23 protein-coding genes are annotated in these 21,590 nt (G+C 71.4%); 17 read left to right on the top strand and 6 right to left on the bottom strand.

What is annotated here, in order from left to right:
* Positions 1-139: 139 nt before the first annotated feature.
* The 9 genes from ileS to D0Z08_RS07175 all read left to right on the top strand — a co-directional run bounded on the left by ileS (position 140) and on the right by D0Z08_RS07175 (position 9,380).
* Positions 140-3,352: an isoleucine--tRNA ligase gene (gene ileS, locus D0Z08_RS07215; protein WP_118924090.1), complete on the top strand. Its 3,213-nt coding sequence runs from the start codon at positions 140-142 to the stop codon at positions 3,350-3,352.
* Positions 3,353-3,494: 142 nt separating this feature from the next.
* Positions 3,495-4,586 (top strand): succinyl-diaminopimelate desuccinylase, encoded by a 1,092-nt coding sequence (dapE, locus tag D0Z08_RS07210; protein ID WP_118924088.1) that lies wholly within the window; start codon positions 3,495-3,497, stop codon positions 4,584-4,586.
* Positions 4,583-5,311 carry an LOG family protein gene (locus tag D0Z08_RS07205; RefSeq protein ID WP_118924086.1) on the top strand — a complete coding sequence of 243 codons (729 nt, stop codon included), beginning with the start codon at positions 4,583-4,585 and terminating at the stop codon, positions 5,309-5,311. Before dapE ends, D0Z08_RS07205 begins: the two co-directional genes overlap by 4 nt.
* Before the next feature lie 22 nt (positions 5,312-5,333).
* Positions 5,334-5,699, top strand: a complete 366-nt coding sequence (locus D0Z08_RS07200; RefSeq protein WP_245993729.1) for a DivIVA domain-containing protein — start codon at positions 5,334-5,336, stop codon at positions 5,697-5,699.
* A gap of 102 nt (positions 5,700-5,801) precedes the next feature.
* The gene (locus D0Z08_RS07195) at positions 5,802-5,969 is read left to right on the top strand and encodes a DUF3117 domain-containing protein (RefSeq protein ID WP_091024313.1); all 168 of its coding nucleotides are present in this window, start codon (positions 5,802-5,804) and stop codon (positions 5,967-5,969) included.
* Positions 5,966-7,570, top strand: coding sequence for a leucyl aminopeptidase family protein (locus D0Z08_RS07190; RefSeq protein ID WP_118924084.1), 1,605 nt, complete (start codon positions 5,966-5,968; stop codon positions 7,568-7,570). Before D0Z08_RS07195 ends, D0Z08_RS07190 begins: the two co-directional genes overlap by 4 nt.
* Positions 7,567-7,905 (top strand): hypothetical protein, encoded by a 339-nt coding sequence (locus tag D0Z08_RS07185; protein WP_118924082.1) that lies wholly within the window; start codon positions 7,567-7,569, stop codon positions 7,903-7,905. The genes D0Z08_RS07190 and D0Z08_RS07185 overlap by 4 nt, the downstream gene beginning before the upstream one ends.
* Positions 7,906-7,957: 52 nt before the next feature.
* Entirely contained in the window at positions 7,958-8,338 is a 381-nt protein-coding gene (locus D0Z08_RS07180; protein ID WP_118924183.1) for a MerR family transcriptional regulator, read from the top strand.
* A 34-nt stretch (positions 8,339-8,372) separates the two neighbouring features.
* Complete coding sequence (locus D0Z08_RS07175) at positions 8,373-9,380, top strand: aldo/keto reductase (RefSeq protein ID WP_118924185.1); 1,008 nt, start codon at positions 8,373-8,375, stop codon at positions 9,378-9,380.
* Between the two features lie 5 nt (positions 9,381-9,385).
* Here D0Z08_RS07175 and D0Z08_RS07170 read toward each other — a convergent pair whose 3' ends face one another.
* Positions 9,386-10,054 (bottom strand): O-methyltransferase, encoded by a 669-nt coding sequence (locus D0Z08_RS07170; protein ID WP_182481209.1) that lies wholly within the window; start codon positions 10,052-10,054, stop codon positions 9,386-9,388.
* A 220-nt stretch (positions 10,055-10,274) separates the two neighbouring features.
* On the opposite strand from D0Z08_RS07170, the gene sigE reads away from it, so the two are divergent.
* From sigE to D0Z08_RS07155, 3 genes are read left to right on the top strand one after another with little or no spacing between them, the layout of a single operon-like run.
* The gene (sigE, locus tag D0Z08_RS07165; protein WP_118924080.1) at positions 10,275-10,886 is read left to right on the top strand and encodes an RNA polymerase sigma factor SigE; all 612 of its coding nucleotides are present in this window, start codon (positions 10,275-10,277) and stop codon (positions 10,884-10,886) included.
* On the top strand, positions 10,883-11,422 hold the full coding sequence (locus D0Z08_RS07160; RefSeq protein ID WP_118924079.1) for a hypothetical protein: 540 nt from the start codon (positions 10,883-10,885) through the stop codon (positions 11,420-11,422). The genes sigE and D0Z08_RS07160 overlap by 4 nt, the downstream gene beginning before the upstream one ends.
* A gap of 40 nt (positions 11,423-11,462) precedes the next feature.
* Positions 11,463-12,881, top strand: a complete 1,419-nt coding sequence (locus D0Z08_RS07155; protein WP_118924077.1) for a S1C family serine protease — start codon at positions 11,463-11,465, stop codon at positions 12,879-12,881.
* Between the two features lie 252 nt (positions 12,882-13,133).
* Here the strand turns inward: D0Z08_RS07155 and D0Z08_RS07150 are convergent, their stop codons facing one another.
* On the bottom strand, positions 13,134-13,370 hold the full coding sequence (locus D0Z08_RS07150) for a helix-turn-helix domain-containing protein (protein ID WP_118924075.1): 237 nt from the start codon (positions 13,368-13,370) through the stop codon (positions 13,134-13,136).
* Positions 13,371-13,471: 101 nt separating this feature from the next.
* Between D0Z08_RS07150 and D0Z08_RS07145 the strand changes: the two genes are divergently transcribed.
* Both D0Z08_RS07145 and D0Z08_RS07140 read left to right on the top strand, forming a co-directional pair.
* A complete protein-coding gene (locus tag D0Z08_RS07145; RefSeq protein ID WP_147381355.1) occupies positions 13,472-14,122 on the top strand; it encodes a flagellar biosynthesis protein FlgA in 651 nt (216 codons plus the stop codon).
* 4 nt (positions 14,123-14,126) lie between these two features.
* Complete coding sequence (locus D0Z08_RS07140; RefSeq protein ID WP_118924071.1) at positions 14,127-15,341, top strand: CpaE/TadZ family protein; 1,215 nt, start codon at positions 14,127-14,129, stop codon at positions 15,339-15,341.
* On the opposite strand, the gene D0Z08_RS07135 is transcribed toward D0Z08_RS07140, so the two are convergent.
* Complete coding sequence (locus tag D0Z08_RS07135) at positions 15,331-16,668, bottom strand: hypothetical protein (RefSeq protein ID WP_118924069.1); 1,338 nt, start codon at positions 16,666-16,668, stop codon at positions 15,331-15,333. The genes D0Z08_RS07140 and D0Z08_RS07135 overlap by 11 nt on opposite strands.
* Complete coding sequence (locus D0Z08_RS07130; RefSeq protein ID WP_245993727.1) at positions 16,665-17,045, bottom strand: cupredoxin domain-containing protein; 381 nt, start codon at positions 17,043-17,045, stop codon at positions 16,665-16,667. The genes D0Z08_RS07135 and D0Z08_RS07130 overlap by 4 nt, the downstream gene beginning before the upstream one ends.
* Before the next feature lie 169 nt (positions 17,046-17,214).
* Between D0Z08_RS07130 and D0Z08_RS07125 the strand changes: the two genes are divergently transcribed.
* Genes D0Z08_RS07125 through D0Z08_RS32000 form a run of 3 tightly spaced genes read left to right on the top strand, consistent with a single transcriptional unit; the run spans position 17,215 to position 20,551 of the window.
* Positions 17,215-18,648 carry a WS/DGAT/MGAT family O-acyltransferase gene (locus tag D0Z08_RS07125; protein WP_245993726.1) on the top strand — a complete coding sequence of 478 codons (1,434 nt, stop codon included), beginning with the start codon at positions 17,215-17,217 and terminating at the stop codon, positions 18,646-18,648.
* Positions 18,649-18,703: 55 nt separating this feature from the next.
* Positions 18,704-20,332: an L-glutamate gamma-semialdehyde dehydrogenase gene (pruA, locus tag D0Z08_RS07120; RefSeq protein ID WP_118924065.1), complete on the top strand. Its 1,629-nt coding sequence runs from the start codon at positions 18,704-18,706 to the stop codon at positions 20,330-20,332.
* A 60-nt stretch (positions 20,333-20,392) separates the two neighbouring features.
* The gene (locus tag D0Z08_RS32000; RefSeq protein WP_182481208.1) at positions 20,393-20,551 is read left to right on the top strand and encodes a hypothetical protein; all 159 of its coding nucleotides are present in this window, start codon (positions 20,393-20,395) and stop codon (positions 20,549-20,551) included.
* On the opposite strand, the gene D0Z08_RS07115 is transcribed toward D0Z08_RS32000, so the two are convergent.
* Both D0Z08_RS07115 and D0Z08_RS07110 read right to left on the bottom strand, forming a co-directional pair.
* Positions 20,552-21,037 carry a DUF2505 domain-containing protein gene (locus tag D0Z08_RS07115; protein ID WP_118924063.1) on the bottom strand — a complete coding sequence of 162 codons (486 nt, stop codon included), beginning with the start codon at positions 21,035-21,037 and terminating at the stop codon, positions 20,552-20,554.
* Position 21,038: 1 nt separating this feature from the next.
* Complete coding sequence (locus tag D0Z08_RS07110; RefSeq protein WP_182481207.1) at positions 21,039-21,524, bottom strand: DUF2505 domain-containing protein; 486 nt, start codon at positions 21,522-21,524, stop codon at positions 21,039-21,041.
* Positions 21,525-21,590 lie beyond the last annotated feature (66 nt).

Raw genomic sequence — 21,590 nt, 5'->3', positions numbered from 1 at the left:
GTAGACCCCGGCGGGTAGGCCCGTCACAGCCGACGTTGAGTGGTCGACGACTCCGTCACCGGGGTGGGCGGCAAGCAGGGTGGTACCGCGGCGAGAGTCGTCCCTGCGGCCCGATGACACCGACCGCAGGAGCACACCGATGGCCTACCCGAAGGTCACCACCGACAGCACCGACCCCGGCAAGGGCGTGCCGTCCTCCCCCCGCTTCCCCGCGATCGAGGAGGGGGTCCTGGCCTACTGGGCCGAGGACGACACCTTCCGGGCGAGCGTCGAGCAGCGTGACCCCGGTGCGAACGGCGAGAACGAGTTCGTCTTCTACGACGGCCCGCCGTTCGCCAACGGCCTGCCGCACTACGGCCACCTGCTGACCGGCTACGTCAAGGACATCGTGCCGCGCTACGAGACGATGCGCGGCAGGCGCGTCGAGCGGCGGTTCGGCTGGGACACCCACGGTCTCCCGGCCGAGCTCGAGGCGATGCGCCTCAACGGCATCAAGACCACCGACGAGATCGTCGAGATGGGCATCGACAAGTTCAACGACGCCTGCCGGGCGTCGGTGCTCAAGTACACGGGGGAGTGGCGCGACTACGTCACCCGCCAGGCCCGCTGGGTCGACTTCGACAACGACTACAAGACCATGAACCCGGAGTTCATGGAGTCGGTGCTCTGGGCGTTCAAGAGCCTGTACGACAAGGGCCTGGTCTACGAGGGCTTCCGGGTCCTGCCGTACTGCTGGAACGACGAGACGCCGCTCTCCAACCACGAGCTGCGGATGGACGACGACGTCTACCAGGACCGCCAGGACCCCTCGGTCACCGTCGGCTTCGAGGTGCAGACCGAGGGCCCGTTCGCCGGCGCCAAGCTGCTGATCTGGACGACGACCCCGTGGACGCTGCCGAGCAACCTCGCTGTGATGGTGGGGTCGGACATCGACTACGTCATGGTCGAGGAGTACGGCGTCGACCGGTTCGTCCTCGCCGAGGCTCGGCTGCCGGCGTACTCCCGCGAGCTCGGCGAGGAGCCGAACGTCGTGTGGCGCGGCAAGGGTGCCGAGCTCGTCGGGCTGACCTACGCCCCGCCGTTCCGCTACTTCGAGGGCCACGAGAACGCCTTCCGCGTCGTCCCAGCCGACGAGGCCGTCACGACCACGGACGGCACCGGGCTGGTGCACAGCGCCGGCGCGTTCGGTGAGGTCGACAAGGAGGTCACCGACCGCGAGAAGATCGAGCCGGTGATGCCGGTCGGCAAGGACGGCCGGTTCACCCACCCGGTCGACGAGTACGCCGGGATGCTGGTCTTCGACGCCAACCTGCACATCATCGACGACCTCAAGGCCCGTACCGGGTCGGTCACCCCCGGCACCGTGCTGCTGCGCCGCGAGACCTACACGCACTCCTACCCGCACTGCTGGCGCTGCCGCGAGCCCCTGATCTACAAGGGCGTCGAGTCCTGGTTCGTCGAGGTCACCAAGTTCAAGCAGCGGATGCTCGAGCTCAACGGGCAGATCCGCTGGGTGCCCGACCACATCAAGCACGGCCAGTTCGGCCGGTGGCTCGAGAACGCCCGCGACTGGTCGATCACCCGCAACCGGTTCTGGGGCAGCCCGGTGCCGGTGTGGAAGAGCGACGACCCGACGTACCCCCGGATCGACGTCTACGGCTCGTTCGAGGAGATCGAGCGCGACTTCGGCACCCTGCCGCGCAACCGCGTTGGGGAGCCCGACCTGCACCGGCCGTGGGTCGACGACCTCACCCGGCCGAACCCCGACGACCCGACCGGGAAGTCGACGATGCGCCGGGTCGCCGACGTGCTCGACGTGTGGTTCGACTCGGGCTCGATGAGCTTCGCCCAGGTGCACTACCCGTTCGAGAACGGGGAGTGGTTCGAGGGGCACTTCCCGGCCGACTTCATCGTCGAGTACATCGGCCAGACCCGCGGCTGGTTCTACACCCTGCACATCCTGGCGACGGCGCTCTTCGACCGGCCGGCGTTCTCCTCGTGCATCAGCCACGGGATCGTGCTCGGCTCCGACGGCAACAAGATGTCCAAGTCGCTGCGCAACTACCCCGACGTGCGCGAGGTGTTCGACCGCGACGGGGCCGACGCGATGCGCTGGTTCCTGATGGCCAGCCCGATCCTGCGCGGCGGCAACCTGATCGTCACCGAGCAGGGCATCCGCGACGCCGTACGCCAGGTGATGATCCCGCTCTGGAACACCTGGTACTTCTTCTCGCTCTACGCCAACGCCGAGGGCTACGAGGCCCGGGGCGACGTGGGTTCGGGCGACGTGCTGGACCGCTACCTGCTGGCGAAGACGAAGGCGTACGTCGAGCAGCTCACCACCGAGCTCGACGACTACGCCATCGCCGACGCCTGCGAGACCACGCGCGGGTTCCTCGACGTGCTGACGAACTGGTACGTCCGGCGCTCGCGCGAACGGTTCTGGGAGGGCAGGGCCGAGGCGTTCGAGACGCTCGCAACTGTGCTCGACGTCGTGTGCCGCGCGATCGCGCCGCTGCTGCCGCTGACGACCGAGGAGGTCTGGCGCGGCCTGACCGGCGGTCGCTCGGTGCACCTCGCGGACTGGCCGGACGCTGCGGCGCTCCCGGCGGACGACGCGCTCGTGGCGGCGATGGACCAGGTGCGCGAGATCTGCTCGGCGACGTCGGCGCTGCGCAAGGCCGGCGGGCTCCGCAACCGGCTGCCGCTGGGGTCGCTCACGGTCGTCGTCGACGACCCGGCGGCGCTCGAGGGGTTCACCTCGATCGTGGCCGACGAGGTCAACGTGAAGCAGGTCCGACTGCTGGGTGCCGACTCCGCCGAGGCGGCGTCGTACGGCGTCTCCCAGCGGCTGACCGTGAACGCCCGTGCCGCCGGCCCGCGCCTCGGCAAGGACGTGCAGACCGCGATCAAGGCGTCGAAGTCCGGCGACTGGGGCGTCGCCGAGGACGGGACGGTCACCGCTGGCGGACTGGCGCTCGTCGCCGGCGAGTTCACCCTCGAGACGGTCGTCGGATCGGAGTCGGGGGACACGGCCACCGGCATGCTGGCCGGCAGCGGGTTCGTCGTGCTCGACACGGTCGTCACGCCCGAGCTGGCCGAGGAGGGCCTGGCCCGCGACCTGGTGCGCGCGGTCCAGCAGGCCCGCCGCGACGCCGGTCTCGACGTGACCGACCGGATCTCGCTCACCGTCGGTGGCTCGAAGGCAGTGCTCGCCGCCGCCACCGCGCACGAGGACCTGATCGCCAAGGAGACGCTGGCGACGTCGTACTCGGTCCAGGACGGTGCCGAGGGCACGTCGGTGACCGTCGGGGATCGTGAGCCGGCAACGGTCTCGGTGGTCCTCGCCTGACCCGCGAAGTGTCACTCCTGGTCGCCCGAAGTGTCAGAGTTGGTCGCGCCAGGTGTGACACCGGGAACCGCTAACCCTGACACTTCGGCACGCAAACCTTGACACTTCGGCGGGGGCTGGGCGCGGCTGGTTGGATGAGTGCATGACTGTGCCGCCGGGGCTGGACCTCACTGCCGATGCGGTGACGCTGACCCGCCAGCTCGTCGACATCGAGTCGGTGTCGCGCAACGAGCAGGCGATCGCGGACGCCGTCGAGGCGGCGCTCCGGGCGCTGCCTCACCTCACGGTCGTCCGGCGCGGCCACACGATCGTCGCGCGGACCGACCTGGGGCGGCCGAGCCGGGTCGTCCTCGCTGGGCACCTCGACACGGTGCCGGTCAACGCCAACCTCCCGAGCCGGCTCGACGAGGCGGCCGGCATCCTGCACGGGCTCGGCACCTGCGACATGAAGGGCGGCGACGCGGTCATCCTGCGGCTCGCCGCCACGGTGACAGCGCCGGTCCACGACATCACCTTCGTGCTCTACGAGGCCGAGGAGATCGAGGCGAGGTTCAACGGGCTGCGGCTGCTCAGTGAGTCCGACCCCCACCTGCTGACCGCCGACTTCGCCGTGCTGATGGAGCCGTCGAACGCCGTGGTCGAGGCCGGCTGCCAGGGCACGCTGCGCGTCGACGTGCGCACCCGCGGCGAGCGGGCGCACTCCGCCCGCAGCTGGCGCGGGGTCAACGCGATCCACGCGGCGGCCGACGTACTCCATCGTCTGCAGGAGTACGACGCACGCCGGCCCGTCATCGACGGCCTCGAGTACCACGAGGGGCTCAGTGCCGTCGGCATCAGCGGCGGCGTCGCCGGCAACGTGATCCCCGACGAGTGCGTGGTCACCGTCAACTACCGCTTCGCCCCGGACCGCTCGGAGGAGGAGGCGCTGGCGTTCGTGACCGACTTCTTCGCGCCGTACGACATCACGCTCACCGACACCGCGCCGGGCGCCCTTCCGGGTCTCGACCGGCCTGCCGCCAAGGCATTCATCGACGCGGTCGGCGGCGAGGTGAACCCCAAGTTCGGATGGACCGACGTCGCCCGGTTCACCGCGCTCGGCGTGCCGGCCGTCAACTTCGGGCCCGGAGATCCCATGCTGGCCCACAAGCAGGAGGAGCACGTGCCGGTGGCACAGATCGAGCGCTGCGAGCGCGAGCTGCGCGCGTGGCTCCAGGCCGAGGAGGTCCAGGTATGACCCGACGTTCCGGCCCCGGCCCCCGCCCGAGCAAGGGACGGCCGGAGGGCTCGACCACCGACCAGCGGCTGCTCGACAGCCGTGACGACAGCGACTGGGTGCACACCGATCCGTGGCGGGTGCTGAAGATCCAGGCCGAGTTCGTCGAGGGCTTCAACGACCTGGCCGAGGTGGGGCCGGCGATCGCCGTCTTCGGGTCCGCCCGGATCCCGGCGGACCATCCCGCCTACCAGCTGGGTGTCAAGATCGGTGGCGCCCTCGTGGACGCCGGCTTCACGGTCATCACCGGTGGTGGCCCCGGCGCGATGGAGGCTGCCAACAAGGGAGCGGCCGAAGCGGGCGGCGAGAGCATCGGCCTCGGCATCGAGCTGCCGTGGGAGGCCAAGCTCAACGACTACGTGACCTTCGGCCTCAACTTCCGCTACTTCTTCGTCCGCAAGATGATGTTCGTGAAGTACACCCAGGGCTTCGTCGTCCTCCCGGGCGGTCTCGGCACGCTCGACGAGATGTTCGAGGCGATGACCCTGTCCCAGACCCTCAAGATCACGACCTTCCCGATCGTCCTGATGGGCGTGGAGCACTGGAGCGGCCTCATCGACTGGATGAAGGGCTCGATGCTCGACGACGGGCGGATCAAGCAGACCGACCTCGACATGCTGACCCTGACCGACGACGTCGACGAGGCGGTGGCGTTGATGGTCGCCGCTCGCGACCGACACGCCTGAGAGACGTGCCGAGGACCGATCGATGCCGCAAGTGATGATGTGGGTCTTCGCCGTACTCATCGTGCTGGCGATGGCCGGCATCGCGCTGCTCGCCGCCGGACACGGCGAGCCGATGCAGCCGGCGTACGACGACCGTCCCGACGCCCGGGTGCCCCAGGACCGGCCGATCGCGCCCGACGACCTGCGGCGGGTGCGCTTCTCGCTGGCACTGCGCGGCTACCGGATGTCCGAGGTCGACGCCCTGCTCGCGCGGCTCGCCTACGAGCAGGAGCTCCGCGCCGCGGAGCAGGCCGAGCAGGAACGCCACCACCGGGCGCCCGATCAGACCGATGCGCCAGGCACCGACCCGCCCTTCCCGGTGCTGCCGCCGAGGCCCCCGACGGCGTGAGATGTGTGCCGCTGGTGCGCGGGTCAGGGGGCATGGGCGATAATGGTGCGGCTGAACCGAGCAGAGCCGATCTGCCAGTGATGATGGGAAGAGGGGTGCCGCATGGCGGCGATGAAGCCTCGGACCGGTGACGGTCCGCTGGAGGTCACCAAGGAGGGTCGGGGCATTGTCATGCGTGTCCCCCTCGAAGGCGGTGGCCGCTTGGTCGTCGAGCTGAATGCCGAGGAGGCAGGTGCACTCGGTGACGCTCTCAAGAACGTCGTCGGGTGACGGACCCCGTTCTTCCTAGCCAGGTTTCACCCCCCGAGTTCGCCCTGAGCGAGCTCCTCCCGGCCGCCATCGTCGGCGTCGACACGGTGGCGCTGCCGGTACTGCCCGGCCCGGCGGACGACGAGACGGCCGTCCTGCTGGGCCCCGGCGCCGCGGACGTGATCGACGCGATCGATGTCGACCTGCTCGCCGTCGCCGAGCTGCGCCGGATGACCGGCGCCGTCGGCGAGGTCGTCGAGGTGCCGGTCCCGGTCGGCACCGCGGCCAACCCCGACCTGCGGCTGGTGCTGCTCGTCGGCGTGGGCGCCGCGCGGCCCGTCGATCTCCGTCGCGCCGGCGCCGCACTGGCCCGCGCGGCGCGCGACCGCGCTGCGGTGGCGACCTCGATCCCGGCGGTGGCGCCCGACGATGACGCCGCGGCCAGTGGCGACGCCCTCGAGGCGTTCGTCACCGGCACCATGCTGGGTGCCTTCGAGTTCCACTGGCGGTCGACCGGCCCCGAGCGGCAGCCGGTGCGGCAGGTCGTGATCGCGACGCCGCCGGACCTGCTCGATGCGGACCAGCCGGCCCTCGAGCGCGCCATCGCGATCGGCGGCGCCGGCTGGCGCTCCCGGATGCTGGCGACGGTCCCGAGCAACCTCAAGAATCCCGCCTGGCTGGCGGCGCAGGCCGAGCAGATCGCCGAGGCGGCCGGGCTCGAGGTCCGGATCTGGGACGAGGCCGATCTCGCCAGGGAGGGCTTCGGCGGGATCATCGGCGTCGGGCAGGCGTCAGCGACGCCGCCGCGCCTGATCCGGCTGGACTACACGCCGGCCGGGGTGTCCGCCCGGGCGGCGAAGAAGCTCCCGCACGTCGTGCTCGTCGGCAAGGGCATCACGTTCGACACCGGCGGGCTCTCGATCAAGCCCGGACCGAGCATGGTCTCGATGAAGCGTGACATGACCGGCGGCGCCGTCGTACTCGCCACGATGGCGGCGCTCGCCGACGTCGGCTGTGCGGTGCGCGTGACCGGACTGGTGCCGGCCGCCGAGAACGCGATCTCCGGCACTGCGATCCGTCCCGGCGACGTGATCCGGCACTGGGGCGGCCGCACGACCGAGGTCAACAACACCGACGCCGAGGGGCGGCTGGTCCTCGCCGACGCCCTCGCGTACGCCGCCGCCGAGCTCGCCCCGACCGTTCTCGTCGACATCGCCACCCTCACCGGCGCGATGAAGGTCGCGCTCGGCCAGCAGGTCGGCGGCTTCTTCGCCACCGATGACGGGCTGGCAGCCGCGCTCCGCGAGGCGGGGGAGCACGCGGGGGAGCCCGTGTGGCGGTTCCCGCTGTACGCCGGCTACGAGGACCGGATCGCCTCGAAGATCGCCGATGCCGACAACTCCTCCGGAGCGCCCCAGGCGATCACCGCGGCCCTGTTCCTCCAGCACTTCACCGGCGGCCTGCCGTGGGCCCACCTCGACATCGCGTCCGTCGGCGACGTCGAGAAGGAGCTGCACGAGTGGACCGTCGGGCCGTCCGGCTTCGGCGCCCGCCTGCTGCTCACCTGGCTCGGGCGGGCCGAGCCGCTTGCCGGGATCGACACCGAGGAGAAGAAGAAGTGAAGGGTCTCACCGTCCGCTGGTCGCTCGGCGACGCGCCCGAGGGGGTCGAGGAGCAGCTGGCGACGTACGTCGCCGACACCTCCCACGCCCGCTTCACCGGCATGGCGGGCCTCGCCTACAAGACCTGGCGGATGGTGCCGGGCGCGTGGTTCGAGGGCTGCTACGTCTTCGCCGACGACGCCGCCCGGGAAGCGTTCCAGGAAACCTTTACGGCGAGCGCCGCCGAGTCGCCCGGTTCCCAGATCATCGGCAGCGCACCGATCCTGATCGAGCCCTGCGACATCGTCGCGATCGCCGAGGGTGCGTCCGGCTTCACGGCAGCGCCGCGCGCCTGAGCCGGCCCTCGAGGCTTGACTTCGAGTGCACTCCAAGTCCGACACTGGTCGGATGAGCTACTCGATCGCCGAGGCGGCCTCGCGCTCCGGGCTCACCGCCCACACGCTGCGGTACTACGAGCGCGACGGGCTGATGCTGGCCGGTGTCGACCGGTCCGCGTCCGGCCATCGCCGCTACACCGAGCGCGACCTGACCTGGATCGAGCTGATCACGCGGCTGCGCGCAACGGGCATGCCGATCCGTGAGGTGAGGAAGTACGCCGACCTCGTGCGCACCGGCGACGGCAACGAGGCCGAGCGCCTCGCCCTCCTGGTGGCGCACCGTGAGCGGGTCGAGGCGCAGCTGGCCGAGGTGACCGCGCACCTGCGGGCCATCGACCACAAGATCGGGATCTACGAGGGGAAGGTCGAGCAAGCCCGAACCAGTGCTTGACTTCGAGCGCGCTCGAAGCCGTTGAGTGGTCGTCATGACACTCAACACCCGCAATCTCGGTACCGACTCGTCACTGACCGTCTCCGCGCTCGGCCTGGGCTGCATGGGCATGTCGGAGTTCTACGGGACGGCAGACGAGGGCGAGGCGATCGGCACCATCCACCGCGCGCTCGACCTCGGCGTCACCCTTCTCGACACCGCCGACATGTACGGCCCGTTCACCAACGAGCAGCTGGTCGGCCGCGCGATCGCCAGCAGTCAGCACGGTCGCGACGTCGTACAGATCGCCACCAAGTTCGGCAACGAGCGACTGCCCGACGGCACCCGGGTCGGCATCAACGGCCGGCCGGAGTACGTCCACGCCGCCTGCGACGCCTCGCTGGCGCGGCTCGGCGTCGACGTGATCGACCTCTACTACCAGCACCGGGTCGACAAGACCGTGCCGATCGAGGAGACCGTCGGCGCGATGGCCGAGCTCGTCACGGCCGGCAAGGTCCGCCACCTCGGCCTGTCCGAGGCGTCGGCGGCAACCATCCGGCGGGCGCACGCGACCCACCCGATCACGGCCCTGCAGACCGAGTACTCGCTCTTCACCCGTGACATCGAGGACGAGATCCTGCCGACCATCCGCGAGCTCGGGATCGGCCTGGTTCCCTACTCCCCGCTGGGCCGCGGCCTGCTCACTGGCACGATCACCGAGTCGGGCGGGGCCGCCGGCGACGGCGACTTCCGGCGGTCGGCGTACTTCCCGAGGTTCCAGGGCGACGCCCTGGCCGCCAACCTCGCGCTCGTGGACAACGTGCGTGCGCTCGCGGAGGAGAAGGGCGCGACGCCCGGCCAGGTCGCGCTGGCGTGGGTCCTCGCCCAGGGGCCGGACGTCGTGCCGATCCCGGGCACCAAGCGGACCCGCTACCTCGAGGAGAACGTCGCGGCCGCGGCCGTCCAGCTCACCGACGACGACCTGGTCGCCCTCGAGAAGGCGGTGCCGCGCGACGCCGTCGCCGGCGACCGGTACGGCGACATGTCACACATCGACGCCTGATCCGGTCACTCGTCGCCTTCGGGGATCCACACCTTCTTCGCCATCAGCAGGCCGTCGCCGACCGGCAGCAGCACCGGCACCAGGCCGTCGGTCGCGGCGACCTCCTGGACGAGGGAGCGGATGGCGACCGTCTCGTCGTCGCGCTGGGCCGGGTCGGCCACGCGGTCGTGCCACAGGGCGTTGTCGAACGCCACCACGCCGCCGGGCCGCAGCAGGCGCAGGGCCTCGGCGAGGTAGGCGCCGTACTCCCGCTTGTCGCCGTCGGCGAACACGATGTCGTAGTGGCCGTCCGTGAGCCGGGGGAGTACGTCGAGAGCGCGGCCGGCGATGGTCCGCACCCGCTGCGGGGCGATGCCCTCGTCCTTGAACGTCTCGCGGGCCAGCCGCTGGTGCTCGGCCTCGACGTCGACGGTGGTCAGCACGCCGTCGGGACGCATGCCCCGCAGCAGCCACAGCCCGGAGACCCCGGCACCCGTGCCGATCTCGACGACGGCACGCGCCTCGAGCACGGCGGCGAGGAACCGCAGCGCGGCTCCGGCGCCGGAGCCCACTGCGACCGCGCCGACCTCCTCGGCGCGCGCCCGCGCGGCGTCGAGCACGTCGTCCTCGGCGATGTAGGTCTCGGCGAAGGTCCAGCTGGTCGGGCTGATCGGAGAGAGCGGAGAGGCGGCCACGGTGCAACCGTAACGGTCCGGATGCCTGGTTCCGTGGAGCCTCGGCGCGGAACGCCGCGTCGGACCACGGCGGTCGGAACATCGGGGTCCGGTCGTTCGTTGGGTGGAGAGATGCGGTCTCAGGGACTCGTGGACGCTTTCACAGGGTTTCCTCAGGCCGCGGGCATACCGTCATCGGACCAGAGGGAGGCGCACGCAGGTGCGGAGAAGGGCAGGAACGATGAGCGTCGAACGATCGGCCGGTGAGCCGACAGTCGGCCGCGCCCCTGCCGAGCTCCCCCTCGACTGGGAGTCGATCGTCGAGCAGCACTCCGACCGCGTCTTCCGGCTCGCGATGCGACTGACCGGCAACCGCCACGACGCCGAGGACCTCACCCAGGAGGTCTTCGTGCGGGTGTTCCGCTCGCTGCACACCTACCAGCCCGGCACGTTCGAGGGCTGGCTGCACCGGATCACCACCAACCTCTTCCTCGACCAGGCCCGCCGCCGTCAGCGGATCCGCTTCGACGCGCTCTCCGACGAGCGCGCGGCCCGGATCGCCGTCGCCGGCCCCGCCTCGGCGTACGACGACCGCACGTTCGACGACGACGTCGAAGCCGCGCTCGGCGCGCTGCCGCCCGACTTCCGCGCTGCCGTCGTGCTCTGCGACATCGAGGGCCTCACCTACGAGGAGATCAGCGAGATCCTGGGCGCCAAGCTCGGCACCGTCCGGTCCCGCATCCACCGTGGCCGAGCCATGCTCCGCGCCGCGCTGGCCCACCGCGCACCTCAGGGCGACCGCACCCGCTACGCCGGTCCGGCGCCCGTCGTCACCGGTCGGGGCCGCTCATGATCGGCCACCTCGGCGCCCGCGTGAGCGCCCTCCTCGACGGCCAGCTGTCGCAGGCGGAGGCCGAGGAGGCGTGGTCCCACGTCTACTCCTGCCACTCCTGTCGTGACCTCGTCGAGCGCGAGGGTTGGGTCAAGACCCGGCTGGCCGGTCTCTCCGGCGGCGCCGCCTCGTCCGACCTCAAGGGGTCGCTGCTCAACCTGACGCCCGGCGAGCGGTTCCTCGTCGAGGCCCGCGGCCGCGGCGGTGTCCGCCGCGGTGTCGGCGGCGCCGTGCTCGGCGGCGGGGCGCTCGGAGCGGCGATGGTGGGCGTGCTCGCGCTCGGGCTGACCCCCGGCTCGACACCCTCCAACGACCGTCGTCCCCCGGCCTCGCGGGTCGAGACGCCGACGGCCAGCGACGCCAGCGCGACCGACCCCACCGGCGTCGTACCCGCCCACGTCGGCGTGCCGGCCGGCGCCGCCGATCAGCTCGGCGGCCTCCCGTGGCAGCCCGCTTCGGCCGTGCCGACGTGGGTCATGCAGCTGCTTCCCCGGTAGTCCGGTCCCGGCGGCTATGACCATCGGCGATGATGGGTCCGTGAACGACGGACCCGACCTCGACCCCGACGCGACGCCGGAGCCCGGGTCGACCGAGCCCGAGCCGACCCAGCCGATCGGCGCGCATGCCGCCGCCGAGGAGCGCTGGGCGCCCCCTGGCGGCGCGCCCGTCGGTCCTCGCCACAGCGCGGGTGAGCCCAGCGCCGCTGAGCACGTCCCCGCGGAGCCCGCTCCGGCGGCGCCGCCGTCCGCGCCGCTGGGAACGCACTCCGCCGAGACCTACCCGCCCCCGCCGCCGATCACCCAGGTGATCCCTCCGGCTGCGAAGAGCCCGGCGCGAGCCCGGCCGTCCGGCTGGGTGTGGCCGCTCGTGGCGGCGCTCGCGCTCGTCGTCGGCACTGTCGGCGGCGTGCTCGGCGGCATCGGCTACTCCGAGTGGAACGACGACCCCGACACCGGACCCCGCGCCTCGTCGCCGGGCAGCGGCGTCGACTACTCCGACCTCAACACCCAGCCGCCGCTGGAGAAGCCCGGCAGCGTCGCCCGGGTCGCGCAGGAGGTGCTCCCCAGCACGGTGCAGATCATCGCCGAGTTCGAGGGCGTCGAGGCCGGTGCGACGGGGTCGGGCTTCGTGCTCGACGACCAGGGTCACATCGTCACCAACAACCACGTCGTCGCCGATGCCGCCGAGAACGACGGACCGATCGAGATCGTTGACCAGGACGGCAACCGCCAGCACGCGACCGTCGTCGGGCGCAGCCCGGTCTACGACCTCGCCGTGCTGCACGTAGCCGGCGGCGAGGACCTCGCGCCGGCCTCGCTCGGACGGTCCGGCCCGCTGCGCGTCGGTGAGCCGGTCGTGGCGATCGGCGCACCACTCGGGCTCAGCTCGACCGTCACGTCGGGCATCGTGAGTGCCCTGAACCGACCGGTGACCACCGGCAGCACGGCGGACGACTCGTCGTTCATCAACGCGATCCAGACCGACGCGGCGATCAACCCCGGCAACTCCGGCGGGCCGCTGGTCAACCTCCAGGGTCAGGTCGTCGGCGTGAACTCCGCGATCGCGACCAACGGCGGTGGCTCCTTCGACGAGGAGGCCGGCAACATCGGGGTGGGCTTCGCGATCCCGGTCGAGCAGGTGGTCACCACCGCCGACCAGATCCTCGAGACCGGTGAGGCGCAGTACCCCGTGATCGGCGCCCGCGTGCAGACCGGCGGACCCGCCCAGTTCGACGGCGCCACCGTCGACGAGGTGCTCGAGAACTCGCCGGCCGAGGAGGCCGGCCTCAAGGACGGCGACCTGATCACGCACGTCAACGGGACCCGGGTCACCGACGGGATCGGGCTCATCGTTGCGATCCGCACCCACCAGCCCGGCGAGACGATCGAGTTCACCGTCGAGCGCGGCGAGGACCAGCAGACGATCTCGGTCGTTCTCGACGGCGAGGTCGGCTAACCCCGCGAAGTGTCACTCCTGGTCGCGCGAGGTGTCAGGGTTGGTCGCTCGAGGTTTCAGCTTTGGTCCCGCGAAGTCGCGGGGTTGGGCGCGCGAGATGTCGATTTCGGCTGTGTCTGGATTGAGTGGTGCGTCTCGGCGCGCCAACCGTGACACCTCGCGCGATCAAGGCTGAGGTCTCGAGGTACCAACCGTGAAACTTCGGCGGACCAACCGTGACACTTCGGCGGACCAACCGTGACACTTCGTGGGCTACTCCGGCACGTCGGAGTCGACGAAGGGGTGCGTCTCGACGTACTCCTCGGTGGCCTTGTAGGCGCCCTGGATGTACTCCTCGAGCTTGCTGGCCTCGACCCGCCACTGCCCGCGGCCACCGATCTTGATCGCGGGGAGCTCGCCGCGGCGCACCATCGCGTAGACCTGCGCCCCCGAGGTGTTGAGCACGTCGGCGACATCGGCGAGGGTGAGGAAGCGCGGGGTACCGGCCATGGCCACCATCGTCCCATCCGGCGCCGCACGATCGCAGCATCGCCCCGCGGACCTGTGGACGGGCAGGTGACGAGACGGCCGCGGGACTGCATCATGTGCACGTGTCCAGTCTCGGGAAGACGGTCACGTCGACGCCTCCGGTCGCCACGCGCGTGACCAGGGCGGGGTGGCGTGACCCGCGGTTGTGGATCGGCCTGCTGATCGTGGCCGGTTCGGTGGTGCTCGGTGCGCGGCTGCTGGCAGCGGCCGACGACGCGGTCCCGGTGTGGGCGGTCGTCGACGACCACGGCGTCGGCGCGCCGATCGGCGCCGACGACGTCGTCGCCGTCCGGGTGCGGTTCGCGGACGACGCGGAGCTCGACCGGTACCTGCCGGCCGACGACCCGCTGCCCGCGGACATCGTGCTGTCGCGGGGGATCGGCGGCGGCGAGCTGCTGCCGCGGGCGGCGATCGACACCGCGCAGGACGTCGGCACCGTGGAAGTCCCCGTCGACCTCGAGCCCGGCCGGGTGCCGCCGACCGTCGACGCCGGGTCGGTCGTCGACGTGTGGGTCGGGGGTGGCAGGGACACCGGCGCCGAACCCGACCTGTTCCACGTCACCGTCGTGGCCGCGCCGCCGGTCGAGGAGAGCTTCGCCGTCACCGGCACCCGCCAGCTGGTCCTTGCGATCGACCCGGCGGACGTGGGGACGTTCCTCGCCGAGCTCGACGGGAAGGACGACCCCGTCGTCCGCATCGTCCGGGTGCCCTGAGCCGATGATCGTCACCCTCCTCGTGTCGACGGGCGCGGCCTGGGAGAGCCGCGCGCTGACGGCCCTCAACGAGCACCCCGGCGTCGTCGTGCTCAAGCGCTGCGTCGACCTCGACGACCTGCTGGCGGCCGCGAGCGCCGGCCAGGCCCAGGTCGCCGTGCTCGGCGCCGAGCTCCCCGGGCTCGACGGCGCCGTCGTCGACCAGCTCCGGCAGTACGGCGTCCGCGCGGTGGCTGTCGCTGCCGACGACGACGTCGCGCGCGCCCGCGCCCACCGGATCGGGATCGACGCCGTGGTCGCCGTCGACCGCCTCGGCGACCTCGCGGACGCGGTCGTGTGCGACCCGGGCCCGGCGCTGTCCGCGGCACCGACGGTCGCGGCCCTCGCGGGGCAACCACCGCCGAGGGCGGCGGCGCCGGCTCCGCAGGCGGGCCGGGTGATCGCGGTCTGGGGTCCGGGTGGCGCCCCCGGACGCACCACGCTCGCCACGGCGCTCGCGGCGGAGCTGGCCCAGCGTCGGCTGACCACGCTGCTCGTCGACGCCGATCCCTACGGCGGTGCCGTCGCCCAGCAGCTCGGCGTGCTCGACGAGGTCTCCGGGCTGCTGTCGGCCGCCCGGCTGGTCGCAGCGGGCTCGATCGACGAACGGTTCGCGACCGTGCAGCGGCGGCTCACCGACCACCTGCGGGTGATCACCGGGCTGCCCCGTCCGGACCGGTGGGTGGAGGTGCGTCCTGGCGCGCTCGCCGAGATCGTGGAGCAGGCCCGGCGCGAGGCCCAGGTCGTGCTCGACACGGGCTTCAGCGTCGAGCAGGACCCGGTTGCCGACGTCGGGGTGCGGCCCGAGCGCAACGGGCTCACCGTCGAGGCGCTGGAGGCGGCCGACGAGATCCTCCTCGTCGGCTCCGCCGACCCGGTCGGGCTGGCCCGGCTCGCGCGCGCGGTCACCGAGGCCCACGAGCTCCTCTCCGCCCCGGTCCTCCGACTGGTGGTCAACCGGATGCGGCCCACCCTCGGCTGGCGGGAGGCCGATGTCGTCAGCATGCTGGCCGGCTTCGGTCACAACGTGGGCGTGCACTTCCTGCCCGACGACCAGCCCGCGGTCGACCGGGCGCTGGTCGCCGGCCGCACCCTCGTCGAGTCCGGCGAGTCACCGCTGACCCGCGCCGTCGCCGGGCTGGTCGACGCGATGGCGGGGCTTCGCGTCGCTACGCGCTGAACAGCAGGTAGAGCCCGCCGGCCGTGAACGTCACCATCGCGGCGAGCAGCGGGAGCTGGCCGGTGATCTGGTGCTTGCGGGGGAGCAGCGCGATCGCGCGGTCGTGGGCGACGACGGCTGCGGCGACGTGGCCGATCACCACCGCCAGCACCTTGACCGTGGCCAGCACGCTCGGGTGGTACGCGAACCAGTACGTCGGCTCGACGCCGGCCGTCCAGAAGATGTCCCAGCCCTTGCCGAGCGGGTCGCTGGCACGGGCGAGCGTCTGGGTGCCGACGTCGACGAACAGCGTGAGGTAGTGCGCGATGATGTAGGCCGCGACGATCGGCACGATCGAGTGCGCCAGCCGGCGCGGCAGCTCGGCGCGGCGCACCTCCGGGCCGACGCCCGTCAGGGCGGCTCCAGCGGCGAAGATCAGGCCGGCGCCGACGCAGAACCCGAGCAGCGCCAGGTTGTTGAGGGTGTAGCCGGTGACCGACGCATCCTGGATCGTGCGGATCCAGTACGTCGACTCGCGGAACGAGTCGAACGCCGTACTGCCGAACAGGACGGCCACGACAGCGACCAGGCCCGGCCGGGACGGGATGGTGGCCGCGCCCGCGAGCGGGCTCCGCAGCGCCGGGCCGCCCGCCTCGCCGCGGCCCCAGACGGACAGCGACCCGGCGAGGGTCGAGTAGACCTCGAACGGGTCGGCGTTCTCGTAGAACCGGGAGCCGAAGACGGCGCCGCCGACGAGCATCGCGGCGACGTAGATCGCACACCACAGCCGGACCGTCCCGAGATCGGTCGGGGTCCGGTTGACCAGCTCCATCCAGACGAACGAGTAGAGGCCGATCGCGGCCGGCCAATGGCCGAGCCAGGCCGGGTAGTCGAGCACCCCGCGCTCGGGGTCGCCGCCGGAGACCCGGGCCAGTGCTGAGTTGATGGTGCGCATCGGGCTGATCGCGCGCCACACCGGCCCGAACAGCAGCGACGCGAACACGACGCCGACCCACAGCCAGACGTAGATGATGCCGAAGAACGGGTTGGTGAGCTGGTCCTCGCCGAAGACCGCGGTCATGGCGGTGAAGGCGAAGGCGATCAGGCCGACCAGCCTCAGGACGATGAGGCCCACCAGCCGAAGGACCCGCCAGACCGAAGTCTCCTCGCCGGGCTCGGCGTCGACCTCTTCCAGACCGGTGGCGTACCGGGGCGTGCGCCAAGCGACGACCAGCACGGTGAACGAGATGACGAGAGCCGCCACCGCGCCGGAGATCGCGAGGCCGAGCGAGATCGGGAGGTCGGCCTGACCGCCGATGCCATGAGCCTCGAGCACCCCGCCTGTCACTTCACCTCGAGCTGGACGATCACCTGGTCGAGGTTGTGCGACTCGACCTCGACGACCCCGGGACGGGCGATCTCGATCTCGAACGTCCTCGTGCCGGCCTCGTAGGTGATCTCCTCCTCCGGGTCGGAGTGGATGTGGATCGCGCCGGGCTCGTCGGCGGTGATCTCGAAGTCGATCGGCTGGCCTGCCCCGACCTCGATCCGGTCGCCGTTGGGCTCCACCTCGCCGTCCTCGAACGTGATCTGGACCACGACCGGCTCTTCCGATCCCTGGTCGCCGTCGGAGCCGCCGTCGGAGCCGTCGTCGGTGCCGCACGCCGAAAGTGCCGCTCCCACGAGGCAGATGAGCGCGATCCACTGCGCCTTCGTAGCTCTCACGTGATCCTCCTGCTCATGCGCCACCCGCGTCGCACGCGGACAAATACCGTTGTGGCCACAGTCCTCTGCCAGAATCTCACGCAACAAGTCGTGGGGCTTGACGGGGGGCTCGTCGCAGAAGGTAGGTAGTGCCGTGGTCGATCGTGTACGCGCACGCGACCTTGCTTTCTTGACCTCCGAGACCGCCGAGACGCCGCTCCACAACGCCACGATCGAGATCTTCGACCCGGGTGACTCGGGATTCGACTACACGCGCCTGGTTGAGCTGATCCGCGACCGGATCGCGTTCGTGCCGCGCTATCGCCAGCGGATCCAGGTCGTCCCGGGCCACCTCGCGGCTCCGCTCTGGATCGACGACGAGAACTTCGACCTGGGCTTCCACGTCCGGCGCTCCGCGCTGCCGCGCCCGGGTACGTCGGGCCAGCTCCTCGAGCTCGCGTCGCGGATCGTCTCCCGGCCGGTCGACCGGACCCGTCCGCTGTGGGAGGTCTACTTCGTCGAGGGCCTGGAGGATGGCCGGGTCGCGATCCTGTCGAAGACCCACCAGGCGCTCGTCGACGGCGTCCACACCGTCGACCTCGGGCAGCTTCTGCTCGACGCCCAGCCCACCCCGCGCGAGTTCGAGCCCGACGACTGGGAGCCGCGGCGCGCCCCGGCGCCCGGTGCGCTCGTCGCCGGCGCGGTGCGGGACGCGATCATCGACGGCCAGACCGTCGTCAACACGGTGCGCGGCACCGGCCGGGCCATGGTGCGCGAGGTCGACGAGCGCACCAAGCGGGTGCGCAGCGTCCTCGGCGCGGTCACCGGGCGCCGACCCAAGTCCCGCGGGATGATCAGCGGCGAGCTGTCCCAGCAGCGCCGGGTCGTGACCGTGCAGACCTGCCTGTCCGACTACCGCAAGGTCCGCCAGGCGCACGGTGGCACGGTCAACGACGTCATCCTCGCGACCGTCACCGGCGGCCTGCGGTCGTGGCTGATGACCCGCGCCGAGTCGATGGGCGGCATCCGGCAGGTCCGGGCCGTCGTACCGGTGTCGGTCATCGACGAGGAGCTCGAGGCGACCTCGCTCGGCAGCCAGATCGCGGCGCACTTCGTCGACCTGCCGATCGGCGAGGCGAGCCCGGTCGTCCGCCTCCACCAGGTCTCCTACTCGTTCCAGGCCCACAAGGAGACCGGGCGCAGCGTGGCGGCCAACCGGCTGGCCGGCGTCGCGGGCTTCGCGCCGACGACCTTCCACGCGATCGGCTCGCGGGTGGCGGCGGACGAGCTGCGCCGCGGCTACCAGCTGTCGGTGACCAACGTCCCCGGGCCGCAGGCGCCGCTCTACGCGGCGGGCGCGGAGATGCTGGCGAGCTATCCCGTCGCCCCGCTCGTTCCCGGTCACCCGCTGGTCATCAGCGTCACGTCCTACAACGGCGGCGTCTTCTACGGCATCACCGCTGACCGCGACCTCGTGCCCGACGCGGACCTGCTCGGCATCTGCCTCCGCGAGGCGCTCGACGAGCTGCTCGAGGTGTCGTCCGCCGGGCGCCAGCGCGCGCCGCGCGGTCGTCGTACGACGAACGCCCGGACGAAGCCGAAGGGCAAGGGCACCACGAGCTGAACCGGCGGGCGCCCTGTGGTTGGGCCGCGGTTGATTGTCTGACAGCATCGGGAGCATGGACGCCATCACGTTCCCCCCGGCTCCCACGAACGAGCCCAACCTGACCTATGCGCCCGGCACCCCGGAGCGCGACGCCCTCTCCGCCGAGATCCTCCGGCAGGAGGCGACCGAGCACCGGATGGACGCCTACATCGGCGGTGAGTGGGTCGCGGGCGGCGGGTCCGAGCTCGCGGTCGTCCAGCCGCACGACCACGCCCATGTGCTCGGCGTGCTGAAGCACGCCACCCAGGCCGACGCCCAGCGCGCGGTCGATGCGGCGACGGATGCCGCTCCTGAGTGGCGGGCGATGCCGTTCGACGAGCGGTGCGCGATCCTGCTCAAGGCGGCGGAGCTGCTGGCGGGTCCGTGGCGGCAGCGGCTGAACGCCGCGACGGTGCTGGGCCAGTCGAAGACCGCGTTCCAGGCGGAGATCGACGCGGCGTGCGAGCTGATCGACTTCTGGCGGTTCAACGTCCACTACGCCAAGCAGATCCTGACCGAGCAGCCGATCGCCAACAGCCCGGGCGTGTGGAACCGCACGGACCACCGGCCGCTGGAGGGCTTCGTCTACGCGATCACGCCGTTCAACTTCACCGCGATCGCGGGCAACCTGCCGACGGCGCCGGCGCTGATGGGCAACACGGTGATCTGGAAGCCGAGCCCGACCCAGCAGCACGCGGCGTCACTGACGATGGAGCTGCTGGTCGAGGCCGGCATGCCGCCGGGTGTGATCAACATGCTCCCGGGTGACGGGCTCGCGGTCTCCGAGTTCGCGCTCGCGCACCCGGACCTCGCCGGCATCCACTTCACCGGGTCGACCCCGACGTTCCAGCGGCTGTGGCAGACGGTCGGCGCGAACCTGCCGTCGTACCGCACCTATCCGCGGCTGGTCGGGGAGACCGGCGGCAAGGACTTCGTGATCGCCCACCCGTCGGCCGACCCCGAGGTGGTCACGACGGCGCTGATCCGCGGTGCGTTCGAGTACTCGGGACAGAAGTGCTCCGCGGCGTCCCGCGCCTACGTCGCGCGGTCGGTGTGGGAGCGGATGGGCGACGACCTGATCGCCAAGACCGACGCGCTGTCGGTGGGTGACCCCACCGACTTCTCCCACTTCCTCGGCGCGGTGATCGACGACCGGGCGTTCAAGAAGCACACCGCTGCGATCGAGCGCGCGAAGGCGACATCGGGCCTCCAGGTCGTCGCCGGCGGTACGACGGATGACGCGGTCGGCTGGTTCGTCCGGCCGACGATCGTGGTCGGTGAGGACCCGACCGACGAGATGTTCACGACCGAGTACTTCGGGCCGATCCTCGCGATCCACGTCTACGACGACGCCGACTTCGAGAAGGTCGTGATGCAGGCCGAGTCCGCGGCGCCGTACGCCCTGACCGGCGCGATCATCGCCCAGGACCGGTCCGCGATCCGGTGGGCGCGGATGACCCTGCGGTTCGCCGCCGGCAACTTCTACATCAACGACAAGCCCACCGGCGCAGTCGTCGGCCAGCAGCCGTTCGGCGGCGGCCGGGCCTCGGGCACCAACGACAAGGCCGGCGCCGCGTCCAACCTGCTGCGCTGGACCTCGCCGCGGTCCATCAAGGAGACGCTGTCGCCCCCGAAGGACCACACCTACCCGTACATGGGGTGATCATCTCGGTGGTCGAGGAGGTCGCGCAGCGTCTGTCCCGAGACCTGCGAAACTACCGCCGTGACTCCCTGGCACCTCGGCACCCTGCACCCCGTGGAGCAGGTGCTGACGATCGTGCTGGCCTTCGGCCCGTTCCTCATCCTCGGCGCGGTGGTCGTCGTCCAGCGCCGCAGGGACGCGCGCGAGGAGGCCGAGGAAGCCGAGACGGACCCGCAGTAGCTAGCGGGCCAGCCAGGCCACGCCGGTGCGGTTCTCGGCCCGCATCGCGCTGCCGAAGATCTTGCCGATCAGCGCCTCGATCTTCCCGGCGATGAGCGGGATCCGGACCGTGATGTCGAGGGTGACGGTCTCGGTGGTGACGCCGTCCTTCTCGGTGAGCACGGCGGTGCCGACCAGCTCGCCGGGCTTGCCGGGGATGGTCACGTGGATGTCGCCGTGCTCCGGGCTGGGCCAGGTCTCCGACTGCACGATGTCGGTCTCGGAGCCGACGAACTTCTTCGCGAAGCCCGGCACCCGGTCGGTCGGCTGGGAGTACGCGATCTGGACCTTCATCGGGTCGCCCTGCACGCCCTCGATGGAGACCGAGTGCTTGGTCGCGCGCTGGTCGACGCACACCTCGTTGCGGAAGGCCGGGTCCGCGAGCATCGCGGCGACGTCGGCCAGCGGTGCGTCGTACTTCAGCTCGTGCACGATCCTGGTTGCCACTTCAGCGGTCTCCTTCCAGCCAGGCGACGCCGACGGCCTGCTCGACCTCGAGTCCCCGACCGATGTTGTCGGCCATCACTTGTTCGAGCTTGCCCCCGAGGATCGGCACCTTGACGGTGACCTCCAAGTCGGTGACGTGACGGGTCCTGTCCCCGTCCGCGACGAGGGACACCGTGCCGACCGCCTTGGTCGGCTTGCCCGGCGCGAGGATCTCGATCGTGCCCGTCGTGGGGGAGGACCAGACCTCGGTGACGATGGCGCGCGTGGTGGGACCGGCGATCTTCTTGGCGATCGCCGGGAGCCCCTCGGTGTCCTGCACCTGGTCGATCACGACCCGGCGGCCCTCGGTGCCCTCCGGAGTGACGGTCACGTCGGACGACACCACGCCTTGCGCGACGCCGACCTTCTCCCGCCAGGCGGGGTCGGTGAGCATGGCGAACACGTCCGCCACGGGGGCGTCGTACGTCGCCGTCTGCTGGAACCTCATGGCGCACATCTTGGCCTATCGGCGGACACATCTCACCGGCGCCCGGCACTTTCCCCGGGCGATGTT

Source organism: Nocardioides immobilis (assembly GCF_003515065.1).
Lineage (GTDB): Bacteria > Actinomycetota > Actinomycetes > Propionibacteriales > Nocardioidaceae > Nocardioides > Nocardioides immobilis.
Note: the sequence above shows the minus strand (reverse complement) of the source record. Positions and strands in the feature narration are given on the sequence as shown.